The sequence below is a fragment of the Nocardia flavorosea genome (assembly GCF_015477805.1).
GTDB classification, from domain to species: Bacteria; Actinomycetota; Actinomycetes; order Mycobacteriales; family Mycobacteriaceae; genus Nocardia; species Nocardia flavorosea_A.
This window is the reverse complement of the sequence record NZ_JADLQL010000002.1, coordinates 301,030-323,939: the sequence shown is the minus strand read 5'-3', so window position 1 is coordinate 323,939 and position 22,910 is coordinate 301,030. Positions and strand designations below refer to the sequence as shown.

General features: G+C 67.7%; 20 protein-coding genes. 11 read left to right on the top strand and 9 right to left on the bottom strand.

Going from position 1 to position 22,910, the window contains the following annotated elements:
• Positions 1-176 precede the first annotated feature (176 nt).
• Positions 177-767 (top strand): hypothetical protein, encoded by a 591-nt coding sequence (locus IU448_RS10345; RefSeq protein ID WP_228812588.1) that lies wholly within the window; start codon positions 177-179, stop codon positions 765-767.
• 349 nt (positions 768-1,116) lie between these two features.
• On the opposite strand, the gene IU448_RS10340 is transcribed toward IU448_RS10345, so the two are convergent.
• The gene (locus IU448_RS10340) at positions 1,117-1,860 is read right to left on the bottom strand and encodes a CPBP family intramembrane glutamic endopeptidase (protein ID WP_195055375.1); all 744 of its coding nucleotides are present in this window, start codon (positions 1,858-1,860) and stop codon (positions 1,117-1,119) included.
• Positions 1,861-2,026: 166 nt separating this feature from the next.
• On the opposite strand from IU448_RS10340, the gene IU448_RS10335 reads away from it, so the two are divergent.
• A complete protein-coding gene (locus tag IU448_RS10335; RefSeq protein WP_195055374.1) occupies positions 2,027-3,559 on the top strand; it encodes an alpha/beta hydrolase in 1,533 nt (510 codons plus the stop codon).
• Between the two features lie 267 nt (positions 3,560-3,826).
• On the opposite strand, the gene IU448_RS10330 is transcribed toward IU448_RS10335, so the two are convergent.
• On the bottom strand, positions 3,827-4,765 hold the full coding sequence (locus IU448_RS10330; RefSeq protein WP_195055373.1) for a pseudouridine synthase: 939 nt from the start codon (positions 4,763-4,765) through the stop codon (positions 3,827-3,829).
• Positions 4,766-5,089: 324 nt separating this feature from the next.
• Between IU448_RS10330 and IU448_RS10325 the strand changes: the two genes are divergently transcribed.
• The 4 genes from IU448_RS10325 to IU448_RS10310 all read left to right on the top strand — a co-directional run bounded on the left by IU448_RS10325 (position 5,090) and on the right by IU448_RS10310 (position 13,612).
• Positions 5,090-6,139 carry an AMP-binding protein gene (locus tag IU448_RS10325; RefSeq protein WP_195055372.1) on the top strand — a complete coding sequence of 350 codons (1,050 nt, stop codon included), beginning with the start codon at positions 5,090-5,092 and terminating at the stop codon, positions 6,137-6,139.
• Between the two features lie 549 nt (positions 6,140-6,688).
• A complete protein-coding gene (locus IU448_RS10320) occupies positions 6,689-7,984 on the top strand; it encodes a SidA/IucD/PvdA family monooxygenase (protein ID WP_324188562.1) in 1,296 nt (431 codons plus the stop codon).
• Positions 7,985-8,041: 57 nt separating this feature from the next.
• Positions 8,042-8,983, top strand: a complete 942-nt coding sequence (locus tag IU448_RS10315; protein WP_195055371.1) for a methionyl-tRNA formyltransferase — start codon at positions 8,042-8,044, stop codon at positions 8,981-8,983.
• Positions 8,984-9,055: 72 nt separating this feature from the next.
• Positions 9,056-13,612 carry a non-ribosomal peptide synthetase gene (locus IU448_RS10310; RefSeq protein WP_195055370.1) on the top strand — a complete coding sequence of 1,519 codons (4,557 nt, stop codon included), beginning with the start codon at positions 9,056-9,058 and terminating at the stop codon, positions 13,610-13,612.
• Positions 13,613-13,692: 80 nt separating this feature from the next.
• On the opposite strand, the gene IU448_RS10305 is transcribed toward IU448_RS10310, so the two are convergent.
• Entirely contained in the window at positions 13,693-15,732 is a 2,040-nt protein-coding gene (locus IU448_RS10305) for a M13 family metallopeptidase (protein ID WP_280456826.1), read from the bottom strand.
• A gap of 316 nt (positions 15,733-16,048) precedes the next feature.
• Between IU448_RS10305 and rplN the strand changes: the two genes are divergently transcribed.
• From rplN to IU448_RS10285, 4 genes are read left to right on the top strand one after another with little or no spacing between them, the layout of a single operon-like run.
• Positions 16,049-16,417: a 50S ribosomal protein L14 gene (gene rplN, locus IU448_RS10300; protein ID WP_195055369.1), complete on the top strand. Its 369-nt coding sequence runs from the start codon at positions 16,049-16,051 to the stop codon at positions 16,415-16,417.
• Position 16,418: 1 nt separating this feature from the next.
• Entirely contained in the window at positions 16,419-16,736 is a 318-nt protein-coding gene (gene rplX, locus IU448_RS10295; protein ID WP_195055368.1) for a 50S ribosomal protein L24, read from the top strand.
• 1 nt (position 16,737) lies between these two features.
• Positions 16,738-17,301 carry a 50S ribosomal protein L5 gene (rplE, locus tag IU448_RS10290; RefSeq protein ID WP_195055367.1) on the top strand — a complete coding sequence of 188 codons (564 nt, stop codon included), beginning with the start codon at positions 16,738-16,740 and terminating at the stop codon, positions 17,299-17,301.
• Between the two features lie 3 nt (positions 17,302-17,304).
• Entirely contained in the window at positions 17,305-17,490 is a 186-nt protein-coding gene (locus IU448_RS10285) for a type Z 30S ribosomal protein S14 (RefSeq protein WP_195055366.1), read from the top strand.
• Positions 17,491-17,618: 128 nt separating this feature from the next.
• Here IU448_RS10285 and IU448_RS10280 read toward each other — a convergent pair whose 3' ends face one another.
• From IU448_RS10280 to IU448_RS10265, 4 genes are all read right to left on the bottom strand, one after another.
• Positions 17,619-17,948 (bottom strand): hypothetical protein, encoded by a 330-nt coding sequence (locus tag IU448_RS10280; RefSeq protein ID WP_195055365.1) that lies wholly within the window; start codon positions 17,946-17,948, stop codon positions 17,619-17,621.
• Between the two features lie 73 nt (positions 17,949-18,021).
• A complete protein-coding gene (locus IU448_RS10275; protein ID WP_195055364.1) occupies positions 18,022-18,621 on the bottom strand; it encodes a TetR/AcrR family transcriptional regulator in 600 nt (199 codons plus the stop codon).
• Positions 18,608-19,474 carry an alpha/beta fold hydrolase gene (locus IU448_RS10270; RefSeq protein WP_195055363.1) on the bottom strand — a complete coding sequence of 289 codons (867 nt, stop codon included), beginning with the start codon at positions 19,472-19,474 and terminating at the stop codon, positions 18,608-18,610. Before IU448_RS10270 ends, IU448_RS10275 begins: the two co-directional genes overlap by 14 nt.
• A gap of 399 nt (positions 19,475-19,873) precedes the next feature.
• The gene (locus IU448_RS10265) at positions 19,874-20,110 is read right to left on the bottom strand and encodes a hypothetical protein (protein WP_195055362.1); all 237 of its coding nucleotides are present in this window, start codon (positions 20,108-20,110) and stop codon (positions 19,874-19,876) included.
• 471 nt (positions 20,111-20,581) lie between these two features.
• On the opposite strand from IU448_RS10265, the gene IU448_RS10260 reads away from it, so the two are divergent.
• Positions 20,582-20,917 (top strand): hypothetical protein, encoded by a 336-nt coding sequence (locus IU448_RS10260; RefSeq protein WP_195055361.1) that lies wholly within the window; start codon positions 20,582-20,584, stop codon positions 20,915-20,917.
• A 54-nt stretch (positions 20,918-20,971) separates the two neighbouring features.
• Here IU448_RS10260 and IU448_RS10255 read toward each other — a convergent pair whose 3' ends face one another.
• Together IU448_RS10255 and IU448_RS10250 are read right to left on the bottom strand one after the other, a co-directional pair.
• Positions 20,972-21,607, bottom strand: a complete 636-nt coding sequence (locus IU448_RS10255; protein ID WP_195056204.1) for an MBL fold metallo-hydrolase — start codon at positions 21,605-21,607, stop codon at positions 20,972-20,974.
• Between the two features lie 119 nt (positions 21,608-21,726).
• Entirely contained in the window at positions 21,727-22,854 is a 1,128-nt protein-coding gene (locus IU448_RS10250) for an alkaline phosphatase family protein (RefSeq protein ID WP_195055360.1), read from the bottom strand.
• Between the last annotated feature and the right edge of the window lie 56 nt (positions 22,855-22,910).

The following is a 22,910-nucleotide window of genomic DNA, read 5'->3' as shown; positions in this document are numbered from 1 at the left end:
CGTCCGGACGATATCGGCGACGACGCGACGGCGGGCCGGCCGCGCGGGTATCGGCTTCGAAGGTATGCGGGTCGTGCGTGCGGTGGCCGTCGCCGCGGCAATCGAGCAACGCGAAATGTGATATAGGGGAGGGCGGTTGATCGGCCGGTAGCGGTTGACGCTACGGTGTACGGGCTATGAGGGACGCTGCGACAACGATTTCGGGGGCCTGGCGGAGCGAGGACGGAACGGCGGTCGCCTTCCGTGATGCCGCAGTGGCCTGGGCTATGGCCGCTCATGAAGTGCTGGCGGAGACCGCGGCGGAGTACGGGTACTTCGTCACGGTGCAGGAGCTGGCCGAGCGGGTGCAGGAGATGTCGGGGGTGCGTACCGACGCGCCGACCCGCACCTGGATGGACGCGATTCTGCGGAAGGTGGCCCGGCGCTGCCACAACGCCGGAGAGCCGCCGCTGACCGCGCTGTGCGTGAAGCGGAATCTGAAGGTGAGCGACAGCTACAAGTATGTGCTGGAGCTGGCCGCGCTGCCGGTGCCGGCGGATATCGAAACCCACGCCGCGTATGCCCGCTGGGCCTGCTATTCGGCGCACGGTGCCGATGTGCCCGCCGACGGCGGCACGCCGCCGCTGATCGCGCGGGGCGGCTCGGTCAAGCGTTCCAGTGGGTCCGTCGCGACCCGGCCGGCCGCGCCCAAAACCGAATCGCGGGCGGTCGTGTGCAAGAGCTGTTTCATCCAGTTGCCCGCCACCGGGATCTGCGAACACTGCTGAATCCGTGTCGGTCCGGCGGCGATCATCGGACCGCGTTATCCCGGGCGAGTTCAGACAGTCACCGGCCGCCGCACGCGAGCACGTAGCTGTCGGCCGTTTGCTGCAAAGCGAGGCAATTCGGCTTGTTCCGGGTGACCCGTCCGCGGCGAATCGCCTCGGATTCGCCGCAGTCGGCGACCATGTGGGGTGCGGCATCGGCGGTCTCGTGTCGAGCAGGTGTCGGCCTGGCACAAATCAGTGTCGTGTCGATCGCGGTCCCGTCGTGCCGACGGCCACGCGCCGCGGCAGTGGCCCGCCTCCTGCGGCGAGGCGGTCGCCTGTGCGCGTGCGATCCGGCGTGACCGCGAACTCAGGCCAGAGTCGTATGCCAGAGGAAAGCGGCGGTGAGCGCGCCCGCGCCGTTGACCGCCCAGTGCAGGGCGATGGGGGCCAACAGACTGCCGCTGCGGTGACGGAGCCAGGTGAACACCACGGCAGCCGCGGCGGTGGCGGCTACGGCGAGCAGAATTCCGGCGAGTTGTCCGGGTAGGCCCCCGCCGAGTACACCGGAGAGGCCGCGGTTGCCGGTGGTGAGACCGAACGACGAGGCGATATGCCAGAGGCCGAACAGCAGCGACCCGGCGGCAAAGACACCGCGGGCGCCCCATAGGCGGTCGAGGGTGCCGTGCAGTACGCCGCGGAAGGCAAGTTCTTCGGGGATCACGGTTTGCAGGGGGATGACGATCATCGAGGCGATGAGGGCCCCGGAGATCGTGGCGTAGCGGTCGGCGAGGAAGAACGGGCGGGTGAGGGGGAGGGCGGCGCCGATGGCGACCGCGGCCAGTACCACCCCGACGGCGGCGAGAGCGTATTTGGTTCCCGTACGCCAATGTCTGGGGGACAGGCCGAGCTCCGACCAGTGCAGGCCGCGCCGGCGCATCAGCGCCAGCAGCACCAGGGCGGCCACCGGGACGCTGACGATATTGGCCCACACCGTGGTGAAGTGGGCGATCAGGTTGGTGCAGGTGAGTACCACCACGACGACCGCGACGTCGATATAGGCGTGGATTTTGCGCCGCGGAGCAGCCGTTTTCTCGGGAACCGGGTGGAGCATTCGGCCCAGTGTACGGATTCGCCGGCGGTACTGGCCGGGACGTGCCGGGCGTTCGTGTTCGCCCGGCGAGACCTGCGATGGTCGATTAGCATATGCGGCGCGGCACGGCCGCGCGCTCGTTTGTCCAGCGGTACAACCAGCTGTTTTCCGGGGAAAGTGGGTTGTGATGTCGACCGGCGATACGGACGCCGAGCGGCGTCCCGCCCGTGCCCGGTGGCGGGCGGTGGGGTGGCTGCTCGCGGTGGTCGTGCTGGTGGCGGTGCTGCCGGTGCTGGCCGGTGATCGGATGCGGTTTCCGTATTACAGCCAGGAACTGGATTGGGCACTGTGCGATACGCCGTCGGTGGGTACGCCCGGCGTCGAATGCGCGGACGTGGTGGTCCCGCTCGACTATTCCGACCCCGACGGCCGCACCCTCACCGTGGTGATCTCCCGGGTACCGGCCACCGACCCAGGCCGGCGGCGCGGAATCCTGATGTCGAATCCGGGCGGTCCGGGGGCGACCGGGTTGGACAGCCCGGCGTTGCTGGGCGATGTGCTGAGCCCTGATGTGCTCGCACAGTACGACCTGATCGGCATGGACCCACGGGGTATCGGTGCCTCCGACCCCGCGCCGCCCTGCGGCTGGCCGGTGTCGGAGGCCGTGCGGTCGGCCGGGCCCACTCCGGCCGGTTTCGACGAAGAAGTGGTGTTCGCCGGTGAGCTGGCCGCGGCCTGCCTGGACGGTGATACCGAGAAGCTGCGTCACCTCACGACCCGCAATACGGCGCGCGATATGGACCTGATCCGGGCCGTGCTGGGGGAGGAGAAGATCAACTACTTCGGGTTGTCCTATGGGACGTATCTCGGTGCGGTGTTCACCGAGATGTTCCCGGAAAGCAGCGACCGGATGGTGCTCGACAGCGCGATCGACCCGGACCGCTACTGGACCGGCCTCGTCCAGGATTGGGGCCCGGCCGACGAGATCGCATTCGACGACTGGGCAGGCTGGGTAGCGGCACGCAACGCCACCTACCGTCTGGGCGGCACCGCGCCGGAGGTCCGCGCGACGGTGAACGCGCTGTATCAGCGGACGGCCCGGGAACCGATCGTGCTCGACGGCTACCCGATCGACGACCATATTTTTCCGTTCATCCTGCACAACCTGCTGCGCAGCTACCAGGTGAACGAAACACTGGCCGCGACGGTGCGCGATATCGCCGATGCCGTCGCGGGCGATACCCGGAGTTCGGCCGAGTCCGGGCTGGCGGACCTGCTGGAGGCGTTGTTCACCGGAGAGAATTCGGAATTGATGTTCGTGGCCTGCGGCGACGCGGACGCGCCGGACGATCCGCAGTGGTACCGGCGCAATATCGAAGCCACCCGCGCCACCCAGCCGCTGTTCGGGGCGCTGGCGAACAATATTCAGCCGTGCGCGTTCTGGCCGCCGCCGGTGGAACCCGCGACCGTGGTGCGCAATGATGTGCCGGTACTGATCGTCCAGGCGACCGGCGATCCGCGCACTCCCTACGCGGAGGCAGTCGCGCTGCACCGGCACCTCGCCGGGTCGCGGCTGGTGACCCTGCGGGATGTCCGCATCCACCTCACCTTCCGGCCCGGACTCAGCAGCTGCGTGAACAACGCGATCAACGGTTATCTGGGCACCGGGCAGCTGCCCGCCACGGATATCACCTGCACTGCGGACCGGCCGGTGCCGTGACCTGAGGTTCAGCTCAGCCGTCCGGTGGCGGTGGGGCCGGCCCGGCCGACCGCCACCGGCACCGCTTCCTGGCGTGGGTCCCGGCCCGGGGACCGTGTCCTGAGACAGCACGGCCGCGGCCTTCGTGTTCACCACCACGCTGTTCCGGTTGTCCCGGGGCGGTCAGGCTCACTGCCCTGACTCGGAGCGCCGGCTGCTGGGCGGTGCAAGCGGGCTTCGGTTCGGGTCCACCGGCATGGCCTGGCGCGACCGGCAGGCGGTCGGCACTCACCGGCTGCAGGCGGCCCAGCCGTCAGGGTCGGTCCATGCCTGGAGTGAGCGTGTGGTTTCGAATCGCCGGAGCTCGCCGGTGCGTGGATCGGTGAATTCGAGGGCCGCGGCAAGAAGTTGAAGGGGCCGGCGGTAGTCGTCGAGCTGTTTATCGGTGATCACCGGGTAGAAGTCGTCGCCGAGGATGGGGATTCCCAGCGAATTCATATGCAGGCGTAGCTGGTGGGTGCGTCCGGTCGCCGGGTGTAGCCGGTAGCGGCCCAGTTCACCGCGCCGTTCGACGAGTTCGATGCGGGTGCGCGCATTCGGCGGCCCGGGCACTTCCTGGGCAGCCAGGACGTGTTTTTCTTTGATGATCCGGCTCGTCAGCTCGATCGGGAAGTTCAGTGCGGGCCGGTAGCCGGCCACGGCCTCGTACTCCTTGCGGACGTGCTGCCGCTGGAACATGGTCTGATACGCACCGCGGGAGGCCGGGTCGATCACGAACAGCACCAGTCCGGCGGTCGCGCGGTCGAGCCGGTGGGCGGGGATCAGATCGGGCAGGTCCAACTCACGGCGCAGCCGGACCAGAGCGGTCTGCAGGATATGGCTGCCGCGGGGGATGGTGGCCAGGAAATGGGGTTTATCGGCCACGAGGATGGTGTCGTCGCGGTAGACGATCGGGATATCGAACGGGACCGGGTGCTCGGCGGGGAGGTCGCGATGGAACCAGACGGCGCCGCCGGGAACATACGGCGCATCGAGGCCCAGCGGACCGTCCAGATCGACGATTTCCCCTGCCCGCAGCATTTCGTCGATCCGCGCGGGTTGGACGCGGGGCAACCGGTCGATCAGATGTTGGCGCAGGCTCGGCCAGTCGCCGTCCTCGGGGAGTCGTAGCCGGGCCGGGTCCAGTCCGTACCGCTTCGGCAGCGGCGGCTGCTGCCTTCTTCGCATCGTGGCAGCATAGCGCCACCTGCAGCGGGTCCGGCCTCGGCGCCGGCCGGGCACGAGCGCTGCTCTTGCCCCGGATCGGTGCCGCGCCGAATTCCGGGTTGGCTGTCCACGACCTCGGTATAGGTGTTAGCTTAGCCTAAGCGAATTGCGAGCTGGAATGCTGAATCTCGATATAGAGAATCACACTCTCGCAATGTAAGGTAAGGCTAAGCGCAATATCGTGTCAGGGGTTCGGTGGTGACCGTGCCGAGCAATGAGGCGGGAGCGGCGGTGAGCGATCCGGTGGCGATCGGTGCCGGCGCTGCCCGCGCCAGGAGGTGACTGATGACCGTCGTCGACGATATCCGGGCAATCGATTCGCTCGTCGCGAGCCCGACCGCCGGTGAACGGGAACGAATCCTCGGCGAATGGGCCACCGGGGTCGAACCGTATGACCTGTCTCCGCTGGTCACCGTGATCCGGCACGGTCATATGGTGCCCGGTACGCGCGTCGCGGCCCGCTGCGGCGGCGACGTGGTGACCTACGGCGACCTGTTCGGCCGCCTCGACGGGATCGAAGGTGTGCGCGGTTCGTCCGCGCTGCCCACCCCGGCCGGACTGGCCGCGTTGCTCGCCGAATTCGTCACCGCTGCCCGAGTGGGAGTCGGCCGCTTCGGATGCACTGGGCTGTTGCTCGGCGCCGACGCGCTCGCGGTGGCCGTCGCCGACCGTCGTGGTGTCGCCGCCGACCGTCGCCTGCGCCGGGTCGACCCCGCGATGCGGCCCGCCGACGTCCGGCTGCTCGCGTTGCCGTGGGGCGATCCGCAGAACACCGCGGATCTGCTGGCGGCCTGGTCCGCGGGCGCGTCGGTGGTGGTGCCGACCGAGAGTCAGCGCCGGGATCCGGCCGCGCTCGCTGCGTTGATCGAGACCTACTCGGTATCGCAGGTCGTGGCCGAGGCGGCACTCCCGATCCGTCTCGCCGAGGCCGGGACGGATCGGTTGCCGACCGTGGCGCGCTGGGATCTGGTCGGTACCGACGGCGGTTCGGCGCTGCCGGAAGCGGTCCGCCGGTTGTCGCCGGACGCGGTGGCGACTGTCGCCTATCACGCCCCGGCCTACTTGGGCGCGGTTGCGCGCGGGCCGCTCGCGGCGACCGCCTGGACGCGTCCGGTACCCGGCGCGAAGGTGCTGCTGCTGGACGAGGACCGGTTGGTTCCGCCGGGTGTGGTCGGTGACGTCCACGTCGGTGGTCGCGCGCTGGGCGCCGAGTTCGCCGGCGGTCTGGAGCGCGAGCGGTTCGTCGGCGATCCCTATGACCCCGGTGCGCGTCTGTTCCGGACGGGGCAGCGGGGTTGGTGGACTTCTGAAGGCCGGTTGATCATCGAATCCTGATTTCCCGACTGCAGGGGCGGGTCGCAAGTGTTTACCTTGCCAAGGTGAGTAAGCGTGTGCCGCGGCCGTTCTCCGCCGGGCGTTCGGGCCCCGGTGGCGAGTCGGAACTTCACGCGGCCGCGGTTTTCGTGGCCCTCCGCCATCCGAGCCCGGCCGGCGGATCGGGGCCTGTCGCCGACATCACCGGGGCAATCGGTCGCCGGTCCGACCGGCGGTTGGAGTGGTGCCCCGGAGCGTCACCGATGGGGTGAAGTGGGTGCGCTCCGGGTTCGGCTGCTGTGGAGCGGATAGGCCCGCTCGCGGGCGTTTTCCTGGCGGGTCTCGCTGGGTGGGCCTCGAATGGGCCTCTCGAGTGGATATTCGCGCTGTTCACGGGCTGCTCAACGCCGCTGAAGCGCAATTTCCCGATCGGACCGAGGGTTTCGGCACCCGACCTCATGTAAGGTAAGCCTATGCGAACTCGGGTGGTTCGGGCTGTCCGGTGCGACAGGTGCCACCGTGTAGAACGAGGCGCGACGCCATCGGGCTGTCGGGAAAGTGGGGAAACCAGTGGACAGACTTCTGGTGGTCGGCGCGGGTCCCAAGGCCATGGCAGTTGCGGCCAAGGCGGCCGTGCTGCGCGAGCTGGATTTGCCGGCGCCACAGGTCACTGTGGTGGAACCCAATGCGGTAGGCGGGAATTGGCTGGCGACCGGTGGCTGGACCGACGGCCGGCACCGGCTGGGGACCAGTCCGGAAAAAGATATCGGGTTCCCGTATCACTCGACTTGGGCGCGCGGGCACAATCACGCCCTCAATCAGGCCATGATGGCGTTCGGGTGGACGGCTTTCCTGGTCGATCGCGGCACCTATGCGGAATGGGTGGACCGCGGACGGCCCAGCCCGGAACACAATCTGTGGGCGAAATACCTGCAGTGGGTGGCGCGCAAGTCCGGGGTCGAGGTGGTGCGCGGCCGGGTATGCACGATTCGTGCCGAGGGGGCGGGCTGGCGGGTCGGTGTAGAAGCCGCGGACGGCGAAACAGCCGAGATCGACGCGCGGCGACTGATGATCACCGGGCCGGGCGACAGCAGGCGGGCGCTGGCCGAACATCCGAAACTGTTGAGCATCGCCGATTTCTGGGATCTGGCGGGGCGGCGCAAACTACCGCCGTCCTCGCGGGCCGCCGTGATCGGCGGCGGTGAAACGGCGGGTTCGGCCATGGACGAGCTGGTCCGGCACGATGTCCTGACGGTTTCGGTGATCTCGCCCGCCGCCACCATCTACACGCGCGGTGAAAGCTATTTCGAGAATTCCCTGTTCAGCGATCCCGCCAAATGGCGGGCGCTCAGCGTCGCCGAACGCCGGGATGTGGTGCGGCGGACCGACCGGGGTGTTTTCTCGGTACGGGTGCAGGAGACGTTGCTCGCGGACAATCGGGTGCATCATCTGCAGGGCCGGGTGGTCCGGGTGGCCGATCAGGGCGATGGGGTGGCGCTGACCTTGCGCAACGAATCCCGCCCCGATCAGACGCATGCCTTCGATCTGGTGGTCGACGCGATCGGAGGTCAGCCGCTGTGGTTCCTGGACCTGTTCGACGACGAGGTCGCGGATCTGTTCGAACTGGCTGTCGGCGGGCCGGTCACGCAGGATCGGATCGAGGCGGCGATGGGGTTCGATCTGGCGGTCGAGGGCTTGCCGGCGAAGTTGTACCTGCCGAATATGTCGGGCCTCGCGCAGGGGCCGGGGTTCCCGAATCTCAGCTGCCTGGGCGAACTTTCCGACCGGATCCTGGCGAGTGTGCCGGCATCCGGGTCCGGGGCGGTGCGTCCGGAGGTGCGCGAACACGTCCCGGCACACCCGTAGCCGACCCTAGGCTAGGCTGCCCTTACTTTATTCGGTAACAATAGATGAGGTTCGTTGATGCGTATCGTGTCGTTCGGGTTCCAGACCTGGGGCCGAAAGACTCTGCAGGCGCTGATCGATTCCGAGCACGAGGTGGTGCTCGCGGTCACCCACCCCGCCAGTGAGGATTCCTACAAGGGAATCTGGTCGGATTCGGTGGAGGAGCTGGCCCACGAACACGGTATCCCGGTCCATCTCACCGAAAGGGCCGATACCGAAACGATCGACCTGGTCAAACGTGCCGAACCCGATGTGATCGTGGTGAACAGCTGGTACACCTGGATGCCGCCGGAGCTGTACAACATGCCGACCCACGGCACTGTCAACCTGCACGATTCGCTGCTGCCGAAGTTCACCGGTTTCTCCCCGGTGCTGTGGGCTCTGATCAGCGGTGCCACCGAGTTCGGCCTGACCGTGCACCGGATGGACGAACAGCTCGACACCGGCGACATCCTGGTGCAGCATTCGCTGCCGATCGGCCCGGACGCCACCGGCACCGAACTGGTGCTCGCCGGGATGGAACTCATTCCCGGCGCGGTGCACGAGGCGTTGGCAGCCCTCGCCTCCGGTACCGCGCAGTGGCGCCCGCAGGACAAGGCGGCCCGCACCTATTTCCACAAGCGTTCCGACCGGGACAGCCGGATGGACTGGAACTGGCCGGCTGCGGATCTGGAACGTTTCGTGCGAGCCCTGTCCGCGCCCTATCCCCGCGCGTTCAGCCACTACCGCGGTGAGCGGATCGAGGTGCTGGAATCCGGTGTATCGGCGGCCCGTTACGGCGGTACCCCCGGCCGGGTCATCGTGCAGGAAGGCGGCGGGGTCGTGGTGTGCGGGCCGGATGCCTATCGCGGAGACAACCGCGGTCTGCTGATCACCCGGGTCCGCGCGGCCGACGGTACCGAGCACACCGGTGCCGAATTCTTCCGGCGCGGCGGATATCTGACCGATACGCCGGAATAGCGTCCGCTCCCGCCCGTTGCCCGCGCACCGGCCGGAGCCGCCGTTCGAACCAGTACAGGGCCGGAGAGAAGCATGTCGATTATCGCCAACGACGCGAACCGCGAGGCCCGGACGGACGAGAGCGACCCGGCCCCACCGAACCGGTACGCCCTCTCGTCCGGGCAGCGCCGGGCCTGGTTCCTGCAGACCCGCGACCCCGAGGGCACCGCCCTCAATCTGCCGGTGCTCTACCGGTTTCGGGGCGCGCTGGACAGCGAACGCCTGCGCGCCGCCGTGGCGGCGGTCACCGATCGACACGAGATTCTGCGCACTACTTACGGACTGGATGCGAACGGCGAACCGTACCAACAGGTGCGCACCGATCTTGCCCCGCAATGGCAGGAGCACGATCTAACGGACCTGGCGACCGAACCCGCGCACCGCCGCGCCCGGGTGCTCACCCGGCGAGCCCTGGCCCGGCCATTCGATCCGGCCGCCGAACCACCGCTGCGAGCGACGTTGATCCGCCTGCGCGCTAGCGAGTATCTGCTGTTGCTGGTGGTGCATACGATCGCGTGGGACGACGAATCGGCCTCCGTATTCGCCGCGGACCTGTCGGCCGCGTACGCCGGTACATCCCCCGGCCCGCACACCGTGCGGTTCATCGAACACATCGGTGAAACAGTCGATACCGGCGGTTCGGAGTACTGGCGACAGGTCCTGACTCCGCTCCCGGAAGCGCTCGAACTGCCCGGCCGGCCTGTGGCGCACCGTATGGGGCCGGGGGCGATCGAACATACGTCGCGTTCGCTGCCGGCGTCCCTGCTCGACCGGGTGCGGGCGGCCGCCGCCGGCTACGGAACCGCGGAATCAACGCTGCTGCTCACCGCTTTCGCCGCTCTCGTGCACCGCTATACCGGTGCCGGTGATTTTCTGGTGGCCGTGCCCGCCGGCACCCGCGGCCCGCGGGCGGCGGGGGTGATCGGCTATTTCGGAAATACGGTACTCATCCGCGCGACCCCGCGGCCCGATCAGACCTTCGCCGAATTCCACACCGGCCTCGCCGCCACGGTGTCCGACGGCCGTGCGCATCGCCATATCGGTATCGACCAGGTGGTGCACGCGATCAACCCGGACCGTACCGGTGCGCGAGACGGCCTGGAACAGCTGGCACGAATCGGATTCGGTGTACGCGAACCGATCGCCGTACCGGATCTGGCCGGTGTGCACGCGACCCTGGAGAAGTCCGGTGCACCGGCTGCGCCGGTGCCGTTGCGGGTCACCGTGGTCCTCGACCGGGACCGGCCGCGGCTGGTCGCCGATCACCGGTCCGAACAACTGGACCGGTCGCTGGTCGAGCAACTGCTCGGGCACTACCTACAGTTGCTGGACAGCGCGCTACGTGATCCGGCCGCCCGGCTCGGCGAAATCGACCTGTTCGGTGACCGAGGCCGGGCTGCGGTGCTCGCGAGTTCACACGGTGAGCTTGTGCCCGAGGCTCCGGCGACGCTCGTCGCCCTGCTGGAGGAGCGGGTCGGCGTCGCCGGGGATGGCACCGCATTGCTGGCACCCGCCCCGGCAGGCGGCACGGACCTGGAACTGAGCTATTGCGAACTCAACACCCGGGCGAACCGCCTGGCCCGGGGACTCGTCGCCCAGGGCATCGGCACCGAGGATCTCGTCGCCGTCCGGATCGCGAATTCCGTCGAATTCGTGGTGGCAGTGCTGGGCGTGCTGAAGGCGGGGGCCGCCTACCTGCCGGTCGATCCCTCCTACCCCGATCAGCGGATCGCATTCCTGGACCAGGACTCCCGGCCCCGGCTGGTGCTCGATCGCGCCGAACTGGCAGCGGCCGAGGCGAACGCGGCCGCTCTACCCGGCCACGATCTCTGCGATGACGAACGGGTGCGACCGTTGCGCCCCGGCAATCTGGCCTACGTCATCTACACCTCGGGTTCCACGGGTACCCCGAAGGGTGTCGGTGTCGCGCATGCGGCGATCACCGGCCATCTGCGTGGTTTCACCGCCGAATGGGATATGACGGCGCAGGATCGATTGCTGCAGTCATCCTCGGTCGGTTTCGATGCCTCGCTGCTCGATATCTTCGTCACGCTCTCCCTCGGCGCTCGCCTGGTGGTACCGAAACCCGATGCACTACGCGATATTCCGTACATATCCGACCTCATCGGCCGGTACGGGGTGACCGTCCTGCATATGGTGCCCTCGCTGCTGAGCACCTTCCTTATGCTGCCGGAAGTGACCGAATGGCGTGCGCTGCGCCGGGTCCCGGTGGGTGGCGAGGCGCTGCTCGGTGAGGTGGCCGATCGCTTCGCCGGGATTTTCGACGCGGAACTGCGCAACCACTACGGCCCGACCGAAGCCGTGGTGTCGGCCACTCATCTGACCGTGCGCGGGCCGCAGGGCACCGGGATGGTCCCGGTCGGTGTGCCCAACCGAAATGTGTATGTCTACGTGCTGGACAACCGTCTGCAGCTGGTTCCCGACGGTGTACTCGGCGAGATCTACCTCGGCGGTACGCAGCTGGCCCGCGGCTACCTGCACCGCGCCGGCCCGACCGCCGAGCGGTTCGTCGCCGACCCGTTCCTCGCCGGGCAGCGGCTGTACCGGACCGGTGATCTGGCGCGGCGCAACAGCCGCGGTGAGATCGAATTCGCCGGCCGCGCCGACGAACAGGTGAAGGTTCGCGGGTACCGGATCGAATCCGGTGAGGTACAGGCGGCGCTGTCCGCGCATCCGGGAGTCGGGGCCTGCGCGGTGGTCGCCTACCGGGAGCCGGTGACCGGAACGGGGCTGGCGGCCTATCTGGTACCCGCCGGGAAAACGCTGGACGTGACAGAAGTCCGTGCATTCGCGGCGAAATCGCTACCGGACTACATGCTGCCCACGGCGTGGGCGGTGCTCGCGGAGATCCCGCTCACCGAACACGGCAAGCTCGACAAACGCGCACTGCCCGAACCGCGCCGCCTCGCCACCGAAGAGCGACGCCCGCCGAGTACGCCTACCGAGATCCGGCTGGCCGGGTTGTTCGGTGCGCTCTTCGGCTGCGCGGAGGTCGGCGCCGACGATTCGTTCTTCGAACTCGGTGGGCACTCACTGCTGGCCAACCGGTTGATACTGCTGATCCGGGAGGAGTTCGGCGTCGGAATCGATGTGCGCGCGCCGTTCGATACCCCGACCGTCGCGGGGCTCGCGGCTCTGGTGGACGCAACACCGGTCACCGCGGCGGGCCGGCCCGCACTGGATCGCCGGCCGCGCCCCGAGCGAGTCCCGCTGTCCTACAACCAGCGAGCGGTTCTGGCCGGTGGCGAGGGCGGCGCGGTCCGGCTGGTGGCTCATCTGGACGGACCGCTGGACCGGGACGCGCTCACAGCGGCGCTGCACGATGTGGTCCACCGGTACGAGATCCTGCGGACGGTGGCGGCCACCGCGGGCGATCGACAGTATCAAGCGGCCCGGCCGGGTCCGCTACCGAAGATGACGGTGATCGAGGGGGAACGCGGGTATCCATCGGCGTTGCCGGATGCCACCGCGGCGGACCCGCCGAGTGGGGTGCGCACGGTCGAGGAGCCGGGCGGTATGCGGGCAGCCTTCGATCGTACGGCGGGCCCACTTCTGCACGCACGGCTCTGCGTTCTGGGTGTGGACCGATACGCGCTGGAACTGACGGCCGACCGGTTCGTGGTGGATGAATGGTCGCTGCGGATCGTGCTCACCGACCTGGCCACGGCATACCGCAGCCGTGCCGGTACCGGTTCGGCGCCCCGCTGGCCGGGGCCGGCCATCGACTACACCGATTACACGCTGTGGCAGTCCACCGTCGTCGAAGCGGCGGGGCCGCAGCTGGAACGACTGCGCGCGGGCCTGCGTGGGCTGCCCGAATACCCGGCCGCGACGGTGAGCTCGCCGGCCGCCGAGCCCGTGCGATCGGCGGAATTCACGGTGTCGGGCGCATTGCGCCGCCGGTTGCGTGCCCACGCCGAGACAATCGGCGCCTCCGAATACATGCTCTACCAGGCGGTGGTCGCCGCCCTGCTGCACGCGCTCGGGGCGGGCGTCGATATCGCGCTCGGGGCGCCGATCTCCGGCCGGGCCGACAGCGCGGTCGCCGAGGTGGTCGGCCCGCTGTCCGCGGCCGTGGTGCTGCGCCACGATCTGTCCGGCGACCCGACACTGCGGTCGGTCCTGGACCGGGCGCGCGGTACCGCATTCGGGGTGTACGGCGGCCACGACATGCTCATCGACGGGATCGCGGCAGCCGTATGCCCGGGACGTTCACCGTACGACCTGTGCCGGGCCGTCGTGGATTTCGGTGAACTCTGCCCACCACAGCAGATCTGGCTGGGCGACGAGGTGGCTGCGCGGATCACGGATGCGGCGCCCGCAATCGCGCACCGGCTCGTCTTCGCCTTCGGTTCCGCGAGCGACGGGGGTCTGCACGCCTCGGTGCGCGCCGAAGCCGCGCGGTACGACGAGCGGACCACCGAACTGCTTGCACGGTATCTCGAAGAACTGTTCACGACGTTCGTCGAATCACCCGATATACCGGTATCCGAGGCAGTCTCGCCCCGCGCGGCGCACGCACTGTGGAGCGCGGACGGCGGCCTGGCCCTGGAACCTGCCGGATCCTGACCTGGCCACCACCACGGGTGTGATGCCGGCACCCGGGCAATTCGTGCCCTGATCGGGAAGCGCGGTCGCTCCCCGCGAGCTCACAGCTCGACCCGCTGGTCCTCCGGCAAGAACAAGGCGTCGGTTTCGACCACGCCGAACGTCCGGTAGAACTCGGCGATATTGCGCACCACCTGATTCACCCGGAACTCGTCCGGGGCGTGCGTATCCCCATGGAGCAGCCGCTCGGTGACCTCCGGTGTCGATTTCGACCGCCAGATCCGGGCATACGACAGGAACATGGTGCGGAAGTCGGGCGGCGATACCCCTGCCCGCTCCTCGGCCAGCCGGAAGGCGGCCAGTGCGATCTGCAGACCACGCAGATCGGCGAGGTTCTCACCGACGGTCAGTTCACCGTTCACATGCTGGTCCGGCGCCAGGCCCTCCGGCACCAGCGCGTTGTACTGGTCGATCAGCTGTTTCGACTTGGCGTCGAACGCGGCGCGATCGGCCGGGGTCCACCAATCCCGCTGGTTACCGTCGCCGTCGAACTTCGAGCCCTGATCGTCGAACCCGTGCCCGATCTCGTGCCCGATCACCGCGCCCACACCGCCGTAGTTGACCGCGGGCACGGCGTCCTTGTCGAAGAACGGCGGCTGCAGGAAAGCGGCGGGGAATACGATTTCGTTCCCGGTGGGAGAGTAGTAGGCGTTCACCGTCTGCGGTGAGGCACTCCATTCGGATTTGTCCACCGGCTCGCCGAGCCGATCGAACGCGCGTTTCACCTCGAAATCGTTGATGGCCCGCAGCGATTCGATCAATTTCCCACGGGTGACCGTCAACTTCGAATAGTCCACCCACTTGTCCGGGTAACCGAGTTTGAGGCCGATCTTCTCCAACTTCTCGATCGAGGCCTGCCGGGTCTCCGGTGACATCCAGGTCGAATTCGTGAAATTGTCCCGATAGGCGGCCATCAGATCATCGACCATGACCTGCACCCGCTCTTTGGCCTCCGGCGGGAAATACCGCTCCACGTACAGCTTGCCGAGCTGTTCGCTGAGATTGCCGTTCACCGTGCCGACCGCGGATTTCCACAATTCGGGCCGCTGCTGCAAACCGGACATGAGCCGGCCGTTGAAATCGAAATTGGCGTCCGACAGTTCCTTGGGCAGGTACGGGGCGTAGGTCTGCAGAACCGACAGTTTGAGGTATTCGCGCCAGACCGCGATATCGGTAGCGGCCCAGATCTTCCCGGCCTCGGGGACGAACGACGGCTGATTCACCACCAGTTTCGCGAACAGGTCGCGAGGGCGGTCGGTGATCCCGGCCAGCCAGGGCTCCCAGTTGTACTCCGGCGCCAGCCCGGTGGCCTGCTCCCAGGTCATCAGGTTGTAAGTGGCTTCGGTATCGCGGTTGCGCACATTGTCCCAATGGGCGGCGGCGATCCGGGTCTCCAGATCCACCTGCCGGGCGGCGATCGCGGCGGGATCGGGCAGCCCCGCGGCCTTGGCGAGACGTTCCAGGAAGCTCCGGTAGCCGGCGAGTTCCTCGGCGAACTGCGGGTCGCGATAGTACTGCTCGTTCAGGCCGATCCCGGCCTGGCCGATCGAGGCGATATAGGCCGAGGAATTCTTCCGGTCGATACTCACCCCGATACCGATCAGCCCGCCGATCGGCAGCCGCCCCATCACCTCGGCGAGCGCGGGTTTGTCCTTCGCGGCATCGATCTCGGCGAACATGGAATCCAGCGGCGTCAAACCGAGCTGTTCGATTTCGTCGAGGTTCATCCGCGCGTCGTACAGATCGCGGATCTGCTGGGCCTCGCTACCCGGCTCGGGATCGCCGATCCCCTCGATGATCTCCCGCAGCTGCGCCTGAGTGCGCTCCGCGGCCTCGCTGAACGCACCGTAGGAGGTCTTGTCCGGCGGCAGCTGATACTCCCGCAACCATTTACCGTTGACGTGCCGATACAGATCGTCCTGCGGCCGGACCGCCGGATCGGACCCGTCCATGTCCACGCTGACCAGCCGGGCCGGCTCCTCCTCGGAACAGGAGGCCAGCCACGCGGCCGCGGGCACCAGCCCCAGCGCCACCAGGAACGAACGGCGATCGAGCACCACTCGACGATCTGTTGATCTCACACAACCCTCTCCCCGATGCGGGACCCGCACCTCACTAGGCGAACCGGCCACATGAGGCTACCGGCGCACCACCCCGCCGTCGCGCCGGGCAACACGACCCTCACCGCACACCCCCCGATTTCCCCCCGAGCTGCAGGTTCGCTATCCTTGACCGGTTGCCTGCGGGCCCCGAGCCCGCGATTCGGCCGCGAACCCCCGGTGGTTGATCGGATCAGATCAGACGAAACCGCTGGTAGGCGCGCGTTCGGGTGGTAGCAGACCATGCCCGTCGGGTCGGCAATCCGGCGTGCTTTACGTCCAGGTCGAGGAGGCTGAAGTGATTCAGCAGGAGTCGCGGCTGCGCGTCGCCGACAACACGGGTGCCAAGGAGATTCTCTGCATCCGCGTTCTCGGTGGTTCGTCGCGCCGTTATGCCGGTATCGGCGATGTCATCGTCGCCACTGTGAAAGACGCGATCCCCGGCGGCAACGTCAAACGGGGTGACGTCGTGAAGGCCGTCGTGGTGCGCACCAGCAAGGAACGGCGCCGTCCGGATGGTTCCTACATCCGTTTCGACGAGAACGCCGCCGTGCTCATCAAGGCGGACAACGATCCGCGCGGCACCCGCATCTTCGGCCCGGTCGGCCGTGAGCTGCGCGACAAGAAGTTCATGAAGATCGTTTCGCTGGCCCCGGAGGTGCTCTGACATGAAGGTGCACAAGGGCGATACCGTGCTCGTCGTCTCGGGCAAGGACAAGGGCGCCAAGGGCAAGGTCATCCAGGCCTTCCCGAAGGAGAACCGGGTCCTGGTCGAGGGCGTGAACCGGATCAAGAAGCATGTCGCGAACTCCGCGAACCTGCGCGGCGCGTCGTCGGGCGGCATCGTTACCCAGGAGGCGCCCATCCACGTGTCGAACGTGATGGTCGTCGACTCCGACGGTAACCCGACCCGGATCGGCTACCGCACCGACGAAGAAACCGGCAAGCGGGTTCGGATCTCCCGTAAGAACGGGAAGGACATCTGATATGACCACCACTGAGAAGATCCAGCCGCGGCTGAAGGTGCGCTACCGTGAGGAAATCAAGGACGCGCTGAACAACGAGTTCAACTACGCCAACGTCATGCAGATCCCGGGCGTGGTCAAGGTCGTCGTGAACATGGGTGTCGGCGACGCCGCCCGCGACGCCAAGCTGATCAACGGCGCGGTCGAGGATCTGGCCCTGATCACCGGCCAGAAGCCGCAGATCCGTAAGGCCACCAAGTCGATCGCGCAGTTCAAGCTGCGTGAGGGTATGCCGATCGGCGCGAAGGTCACCCTGCGCGGCGACCGGATGTGGGAGTTCCTGGACCGGCTGGTCTCGATCGCCCTGCCCCGTATCCGCGACTTCCGCGGCCTGTCGCCCAAGCAGTTCGACGGCAACGGCAACTACACGTTCGGTCTGAGCGAGCAGTCGATGTTCCACGAGCTCGATGTGGACAAGATCGATCGTCCGCGCGGTATGGACATCACCGTTGTCACCACCGCGACCAACAACGAAGAAGGCCGTGCCCTGCTGAAGCACCTCGGCTTCCCGTTCAAGGAGAACTGAGACATGGCCAAGAAAGCACTGGTCAACAAGGCCAACCGCAAGCCGAAGTTCGCTGTTCGCGCCTACACCCGCTGCCAGCGTTGCGGCCGGCCGCATGCGGTGTACCGCAAGTTCGGCCTGTGCCGCGTGTGCCTGCGCGATATGGCGCACCGCGGCGAGCTGCCGGGCGTGCACAAGAGCTCCTGGTGAGCTGATCCCGGGCGGCACTGTTCGCCCGGGATCCCACACCACTGAAAAGGACCCGAGCTACGGCTCGGGTCCTTTTCGCGCTTGCGGGCCATCGGCCGCCTCGCCATATGCGGCGAGGCTCTTCGGCCTCATACCCATACCGCCGCCATGGTGAACGGATGGCCGCGCAGGTGTGCCCATCTGGGCTTCGCGGCTATCCAGATGTCATCGATCGCGGATTCGGTCAGTTCGGCGAGCTGCCAACCGGCCCCGGCACCCGCGGCTACCTGGTCGCTACCGCAGCCCAGATCCGCTGCGCGGCGGACCTGGTGCCAACGTGGCCGGTTCAGACGACTCAGCAGAGCCCGATCCATATCGTCGAGGACGGACTGCTCGTAGGTGGGGGCCCAGCCGTCGTATCCCGTGGCGACGTCGACGGCGCGATAACGGCGTCGATCGAAATCGGCGAAGTCCGGCATGAGGCACGCCCTGCGTGCTTCGCCGGGCCGTGGGCAACGGGTTTTCCTGATCACTGAGCCGTGCCCGGGCCGGTCAGGTGCGGAGTAAACCACTGACGAGAAGTAGCAGCGATTCCTGGGTCTGGCGGCGGGCGGTGTCCTTGTCCTCGGCGTGGGCGACGATCAGGCCGGCTTCGGAGACGGCGCTCAGGATGAGTTGCGCGAGGGTGGGGACGGCGGTGGCGGTGATCAGGCCGGCGTCACGGGCGCGTTCCAGTTCGGCGGTGATGAGGCCCAGGCCGTGGCGGGCTTCGAGTTCGCGCCAGGCTTGCCAGCCGAGGACCGCGGGGGCGTCGAACAGGGCGATGCGGAGCATCTCCGGGCGCTGGCAGATCTCCAGGAAGGTGTTCAGGCCGGCGGCCATGGCGGTGAGGATGTCCGCGGCGGGGGCGGCGCGCAGTGCGCTCTCGATCTCGGTGGTGATCTCGGTTTCCAGCTGTTCCAGTACCGCCAGGAACAGGCCGCGTTTATCGCCGTAGTGGTGGTGCAGTGCGCCGCGGGTTACACCGGCGGCGGTCACCAGCTGTTCCGCGGAGGTGCCCGCGAAACCGCGCTCGGTGAACAGGCGGCGGCCTGCGTGTTCGAGCGCGGCGCGGGTGGTGCGGGAGCGGTCCTCCTGGCTACGGCGTGGCATGCAGCCGAGTGAACTCCAGAATTCGTCCGGCGAGCAACTCGGGCTGGTCCTCCGGGATCAGCGTGTAGGAATCGTCGATCGAATCGAGGGTGGCCCCGGGTAGGTCGCGGACGAGGCGGTGGGCGTAGCGGACCGGGAACAATCGGTCCTCGCGGGCCCAGACCACGAGTACCGGCACGGTTACGGAGTCGAACCGGGTGGCGGCGTCGAGGGTGTAACGGCGCTGCGCGTGCCGCAGGAAGCGGCGCAGGTCGGCGCGGATGGCGGCCGATTCGCGGCTGGGCCGCAGATAGGAATCGACGATCCCGGGCGGAATCGGCCGTTTGCTCAACCAGCCGAGTGCGATCGGCAGGCGTTGCAGGAAACGGACGCGCAGCAGTTCGGTCATGAGCCGGACCGCCCCAGGTACTCGGGCCAGCTGGGGGAGCAGGGTGAACGGCTGCGGCAGGAAACTGTCGTAGGAATCGACTGCGGCGAGGACGACGCGGCCGATCCGTTCCGGGCGGTGGGCCAGCAATATCTGGGTGATGGCGCCGCCGGTGTCGTTGGCGACGATCGTGACATCGTGCAGGTCGAGATGGTCCAGGAAATCTGCGATGAGCCCGGCGACACCGGTGGGGGTGAGGTCCGCGTCCGGTACCGGGATCGAATGGGATCCGAGCGGCCAGTCCGGGACGAGACAGCGGTACCCGGCTGCCGCGACCGGGGCGACGATATGCCGCCACAGGCCGGAGTTGACGAGTAGTCCGTGGACGAACACGATCGGTGGCCCGCTGCCGGTATCGCTGTATCGGATCGCCGCGGTGGGTAGGTGGGCGATATCGGTGCGACCGAGTTCGTTGGTGTTCGACATATTTCCTCCCAGGTCGGTTCCACATCGATAGTTACATACATGCCGTATGTATGTCTATGAGGTGTGGTGAACTGTCGAGCACGACCTCGTTCCGGAGGCCGGCATGTCTCGCGGGCAAGCGCCGGTGACCGGTTGTTGCCCGATGCTGTCGGCACAACCGCGACCGCCGTCGCTCCGTCGACCGCGACACCGGGTTTCGCCCCCGCGGTACCCGGTTCGGACCGTGCCCTCCAGGGAGGCCGGTGGTCCTATCGCACCGCAAATAAACCGGCCTCGTGCGCCGCCGGATCCGGGGCTGTGTGGTCCGCGGGCGGTCGCTGCCCGGTAACTGTCACGGTGGCGCCCGGATCGTTCCCAGTGCCGGAAATGTCCCGGTTGTCCCGGTGTGGAAACCGACCCCTAGTATCGGCGGTTGTGAGGCATATCGGGCAGCCGCCGATCGTGGTGCGGGTTGTCGGTCTGGTATTCGCCGCCGTAATCCTGACGCTCGGAATCCAGCACGGCCCGAGCCTGGAACAGCCTTCTTCCGAAGAGCTTTCGTTCGTCCACTCGATAATCGCCGTCCAGGAATCGGCCGGTCCCGCAGGCTCGGAGACTGCGGATCCGGGCGGCGAGGCCGTGCACTGTCCTTATCATTGCCTCCGCGTCCCCGGTGTTCGCCCGCGGGCGGGTTATCTCTGGTACACAGCCCTGTTGGTCGCCGGACTGCTGATCGCGAGTGCGTGTTCCCGCCGATGGCACGTCCGGCCCCGCACTGCCGGTCGAACTGCGGGCGGAACCGCGGGCGCGGAGTTGCTGCTGCGTCTCTGCGTCTGCCGGCGCTGACGGACCGGGTGGGAGCGCAGCGCCTGCGGCCATCCCCCCGTATGCCCTGGGCCACTCGGCGTCGAGCGCGCCCGCGTGGCCGCCGGGAAACGGGTGCGGGGGCGCAGCTTTCGCTCGGCGCGTATTCGTGGTGGCGGAGGTAATTGCCGATGAGAAGGGGTGGCCATTGCTTCGTGTTCTACCGAAAGCGTCCCGGGTGCCCTATTCGGGCCGGCGTAACGCCGTCTACTCGAATCCAGCAGTGCAACAACGCTTTGCACAACCAATCAGGAGATATCTTCCGTGAGAACCCTTACCCCACTGATCGCCCTAGCCGTGCCGATCGGCTGTCTGTTCTTCGGTGCCGGTACCGCCGCGGCGGTGACGACGGAACAGGCACCCGGCACGGTCACGGTGAACTTCACCGATGTGGAGGCGCGCATGATCGACGCGCTGAATCTGGGCCCGGCCCTGGGCGCGCTGCCGCCCAACTTCACGCCGGAGGCGAAACAGCGTCTCGGGGAGAACCTGGCCGAATACGCCGGTCGGGCCGCTCGTACCCCGGGCTCGACGCTGTCGGTGATCATCGATCGGCCGGTGGGCGCGCCGCCGGGTGTCGGAGTAACCGTCATCCCGTGACGCGGTGAATGGTGGCACCGCTCGGTCCGGGTGGGCCGAGCGGTGCCTGCGGCGTCAGGCGAGCGCCGCCCGGGCCTCGTCGAGGTGGGATTGCCAGGCGTCGCGGTCCACGTGGTGGTAACCCGATGTGCCGGCGACGAAAGCGCTGGACACCACCAGGTCCGGCTGGACGGTTTCGAGGATGTCCAAGGCGGCGAGCAGGCCGTCCTTATCGCTGTACCCCGGGATGTATCCCATCCGCCACCCGTCGGGGTAGCGCAGCAGGGTATCGCCGGTGAACAGATAGCGGCGGCCGTCGTGGCCGGAAACCACATAGCAGGTGCTGCCCGGCGAATGGCCCGGTGTGGGAATCGCTTCCACGCCCGCGTCGTCGATGCCCCGTTCCGATACCGCGATATCGATCGGTGTGTGGGCTCCGATTTCGGCGGCTTCGGCGGCCGGGGCATACAGACGGCTGCCGAAACGCCCGGCCACGGCGCGCAGCATCGGGCCGGCTTCGTCCTGGTGGCTCAGATACTGGCGGGCGACTCCGCCGAGCCGGTCGAGCCGGTCGAAGTCCTGGTCGTTGCCGGGGGAGTAGAAGAGGATGTTCTGTCCGGCGGGCGGGGTCCACAGGTAAGCGTGTGTTCGCGGCCCGCCGGGGACCACGAACTCGCGGGTCTCCCAGAGGTCGGGCATCACCTGGTGCAGGGCCGGTTCGGTGGGGTCGGTTTCCGGGATTGTTTCGGTGCGCATGACCCGACGGTAAAACCTGAATTATGGTTGAGGTCAAGGTATGTGGTTCGTGCGCTGAATGATCCGGCCGGTGCCTATGAGGATATGAGTGGTACCAATTGTTCGTCGGGTGTCCAGGCGCCGTGATGACCGGCCATCGCCGACTCCAGTGGCTCGGATTCCGGCCGGACCAGGACGGTACTGCCCTCGGCCACCGCCAGTAGGTCCCCGATGCGGTGCTCGATCACCGGGCCGGGCGGTGTGCGGCCGAACCAGTGTTCGTCCAGTGCCTGCTCGCGCGTGACCACACGGGCGTGGCCGGCCAGTTCGCCGGTCCACCGGTCGAACGCGCCGGCCGATGCGCCCGGATCGCGGAGGTAGATATGGCGTACCCGCGCCTCGCCCGCGATCAACCGCACCCCGTCGTGCAATCCCGGCCGGGAATCCAGATCGATGAAGGTATCGGCATGGATCATGCCGTGATCGCCGGTGATCAGCAGCGTGCAGGTATCGGGCAGGTCGGTGAGCAGGTCGGCCACGAAGGCATCTATATCGCGCAGGACTTCCAGCGCCTGCGGGGATTCGGGGCCGTGCAGATGGCCGTTGCTGTCCAGTTCGGGGAAATAAGCGTAGGCGAATCGTGCCGCGCGGCCCGGATGTGTGGCCACTGCGAGTATGCCGGCGCGCACCTCGGCGAGGGTTGCGGCCGGATGCAGGGTGCCCGGCGCGCGGAAAGCGGCGCGGGTCAGCCCGGAACGGATCTGATACTCCGGCACGACGTAATGGATACCCACTCCGTGCGCGGCGAGATCTTGTAGACGGCTCGATCCGGGCTGCGCGGTTTCCGGTGGGAAAGCGGCGCGAGCATCGTCGCCGGTTGCGGAATCGAAGCGCCAGCGCAGAGAGTTGAACACTCGCGGGCCGTCGGTACCGGGCACGGCGAAGCTGTAGCCGATGATGCCGTGCGTCGCGCAGGGAGCGCCCACGGCGAGGCTGGTCAGGCTGACCGCGGTGGTGGCCGGGAAACCGGCGGTGAGCGTGGTGGTGACGTGCGAGGACAGCGTCGGCGCGATCGTCCGGTGCCGAGTGAGCAGTTCGGCGCCCAGTCCGTCGATCAGCAGCACTACGACATCACGGTTCGGTGCGAGCGCCAGCGGGTTGGGAACATCCAGTCCGAACGACGCGGCGACGGACGGCAGGATATCGGCGAGTGTGTACGGCATCGCCTCCAATAGTGCAGTATCCGAGCCTTTTCCGGCCTCGGTGGTCGGTGGCTGCG

Bases quoted from the DNA above. Each gene is read 5' to 3' on its own strand.
- IU448_RS10335 (WP_195055374.1), top strand. From the start codon at position 2,027: ATGTCGACCGGCGATACGGACGCCGAGCGGCGTCCCGCCCGTGCCCGG.
- IU448_RS10345 (WP_228812588.1), top strand. From the start codon at position 177: ATGAGGGACGCTGCGACAACGATTTCGGGGGCCTGGCGGAGCGAGGAC.
- IU448_RS10310 (WP_195055370.1), top strand. From the start codon at position 9,056: ATGTCGATTATCGCCAACGACGCGAACCGCGAGGCCCGGACGGACGAG.
- IU448_RS10265 (WP_195055362.1), bottom strand. From the start codon at position 20,110: ATGATAAGGACAGTGCACGGCCTCGCCGCCCGGATCCGCAGTCTCCGA.
- IU448_RS10340 (WP_195055375.1), bottom strand. From the start codon at position 1,860: ATGCTCCACCCGGTTCCCGAGAAAACGGCTGCTCCGCGGCGCAAAATC.
- IU448_RS10270 (WP_195055363.1), bottom strand. From the start codon at position 19,474: ATGTCGAACACCAACGAACTCGGTCGCACCGATATCGCCCACCTACCC.
- IU448_RS10330 (WP_195055373.1), bottom strand. From the start codon at position 4,765: ATGCGAAGAAGGCAGCAGCCGCCGCTGCCGAAGCGGTACGGACTGGAC.
- IU448_RS10315 (WP_195055371.1), top strand. From the start codon at position 8,042: ATGCGTATCGTGTCGTTCGGGTTCCAGACCTGGGGCCGAAAGACTCTG.
- IU448_RS10275 (WP_195055364.1), bottom strand. From the start codon at position 18,621: ATGCCACGCCGTAGCCAGGAGGACCGCTCCCGCACCACCCGCGCCGCG.
- IU448_RS10285 (WP_195055366.1), top strand. From the start codon at position 17,305: ATGGCCAAGAAAGCACTGGTCAACAAGGCCAACCGCAAGCCGAAGTTC.
- rplE (WP_195055367.1), top strand. From the start codon at position 16,738: ATGACCACCACTGAGAAGATCCAGCCGCGGCTGAAGGTGCGCTACCGT.
- IU448_RS10280 (WP_195055365.1), bottom strand. From the start codon at position 17,948: ATGCCGGACTTCGCCGATTTCGATCGACGCCGTTATCGCGCCGTCGAC.
- IU448_RS10250 (WP_195055360.1), bottom strand. From the start codon at position 22,854: ATGCCGTACACACTCGCCGATATCCTGCCGTCCGTCGCCGCGTCGTTC.
- rplX (WP_195055368.1), top strand. From the start codon at position 16,419: ATGAAGGTGCACAAGGGCGATACCGTGCTCGTCGTCTCGGGCAAGGAC.
- IU448_RS10325 (WP_195055372.1), top strand. From the start codon at position 5,090: ATGACCGTCGTCGACGATATCCGGGCAATCGATTCGCTCGTCGCGAGC.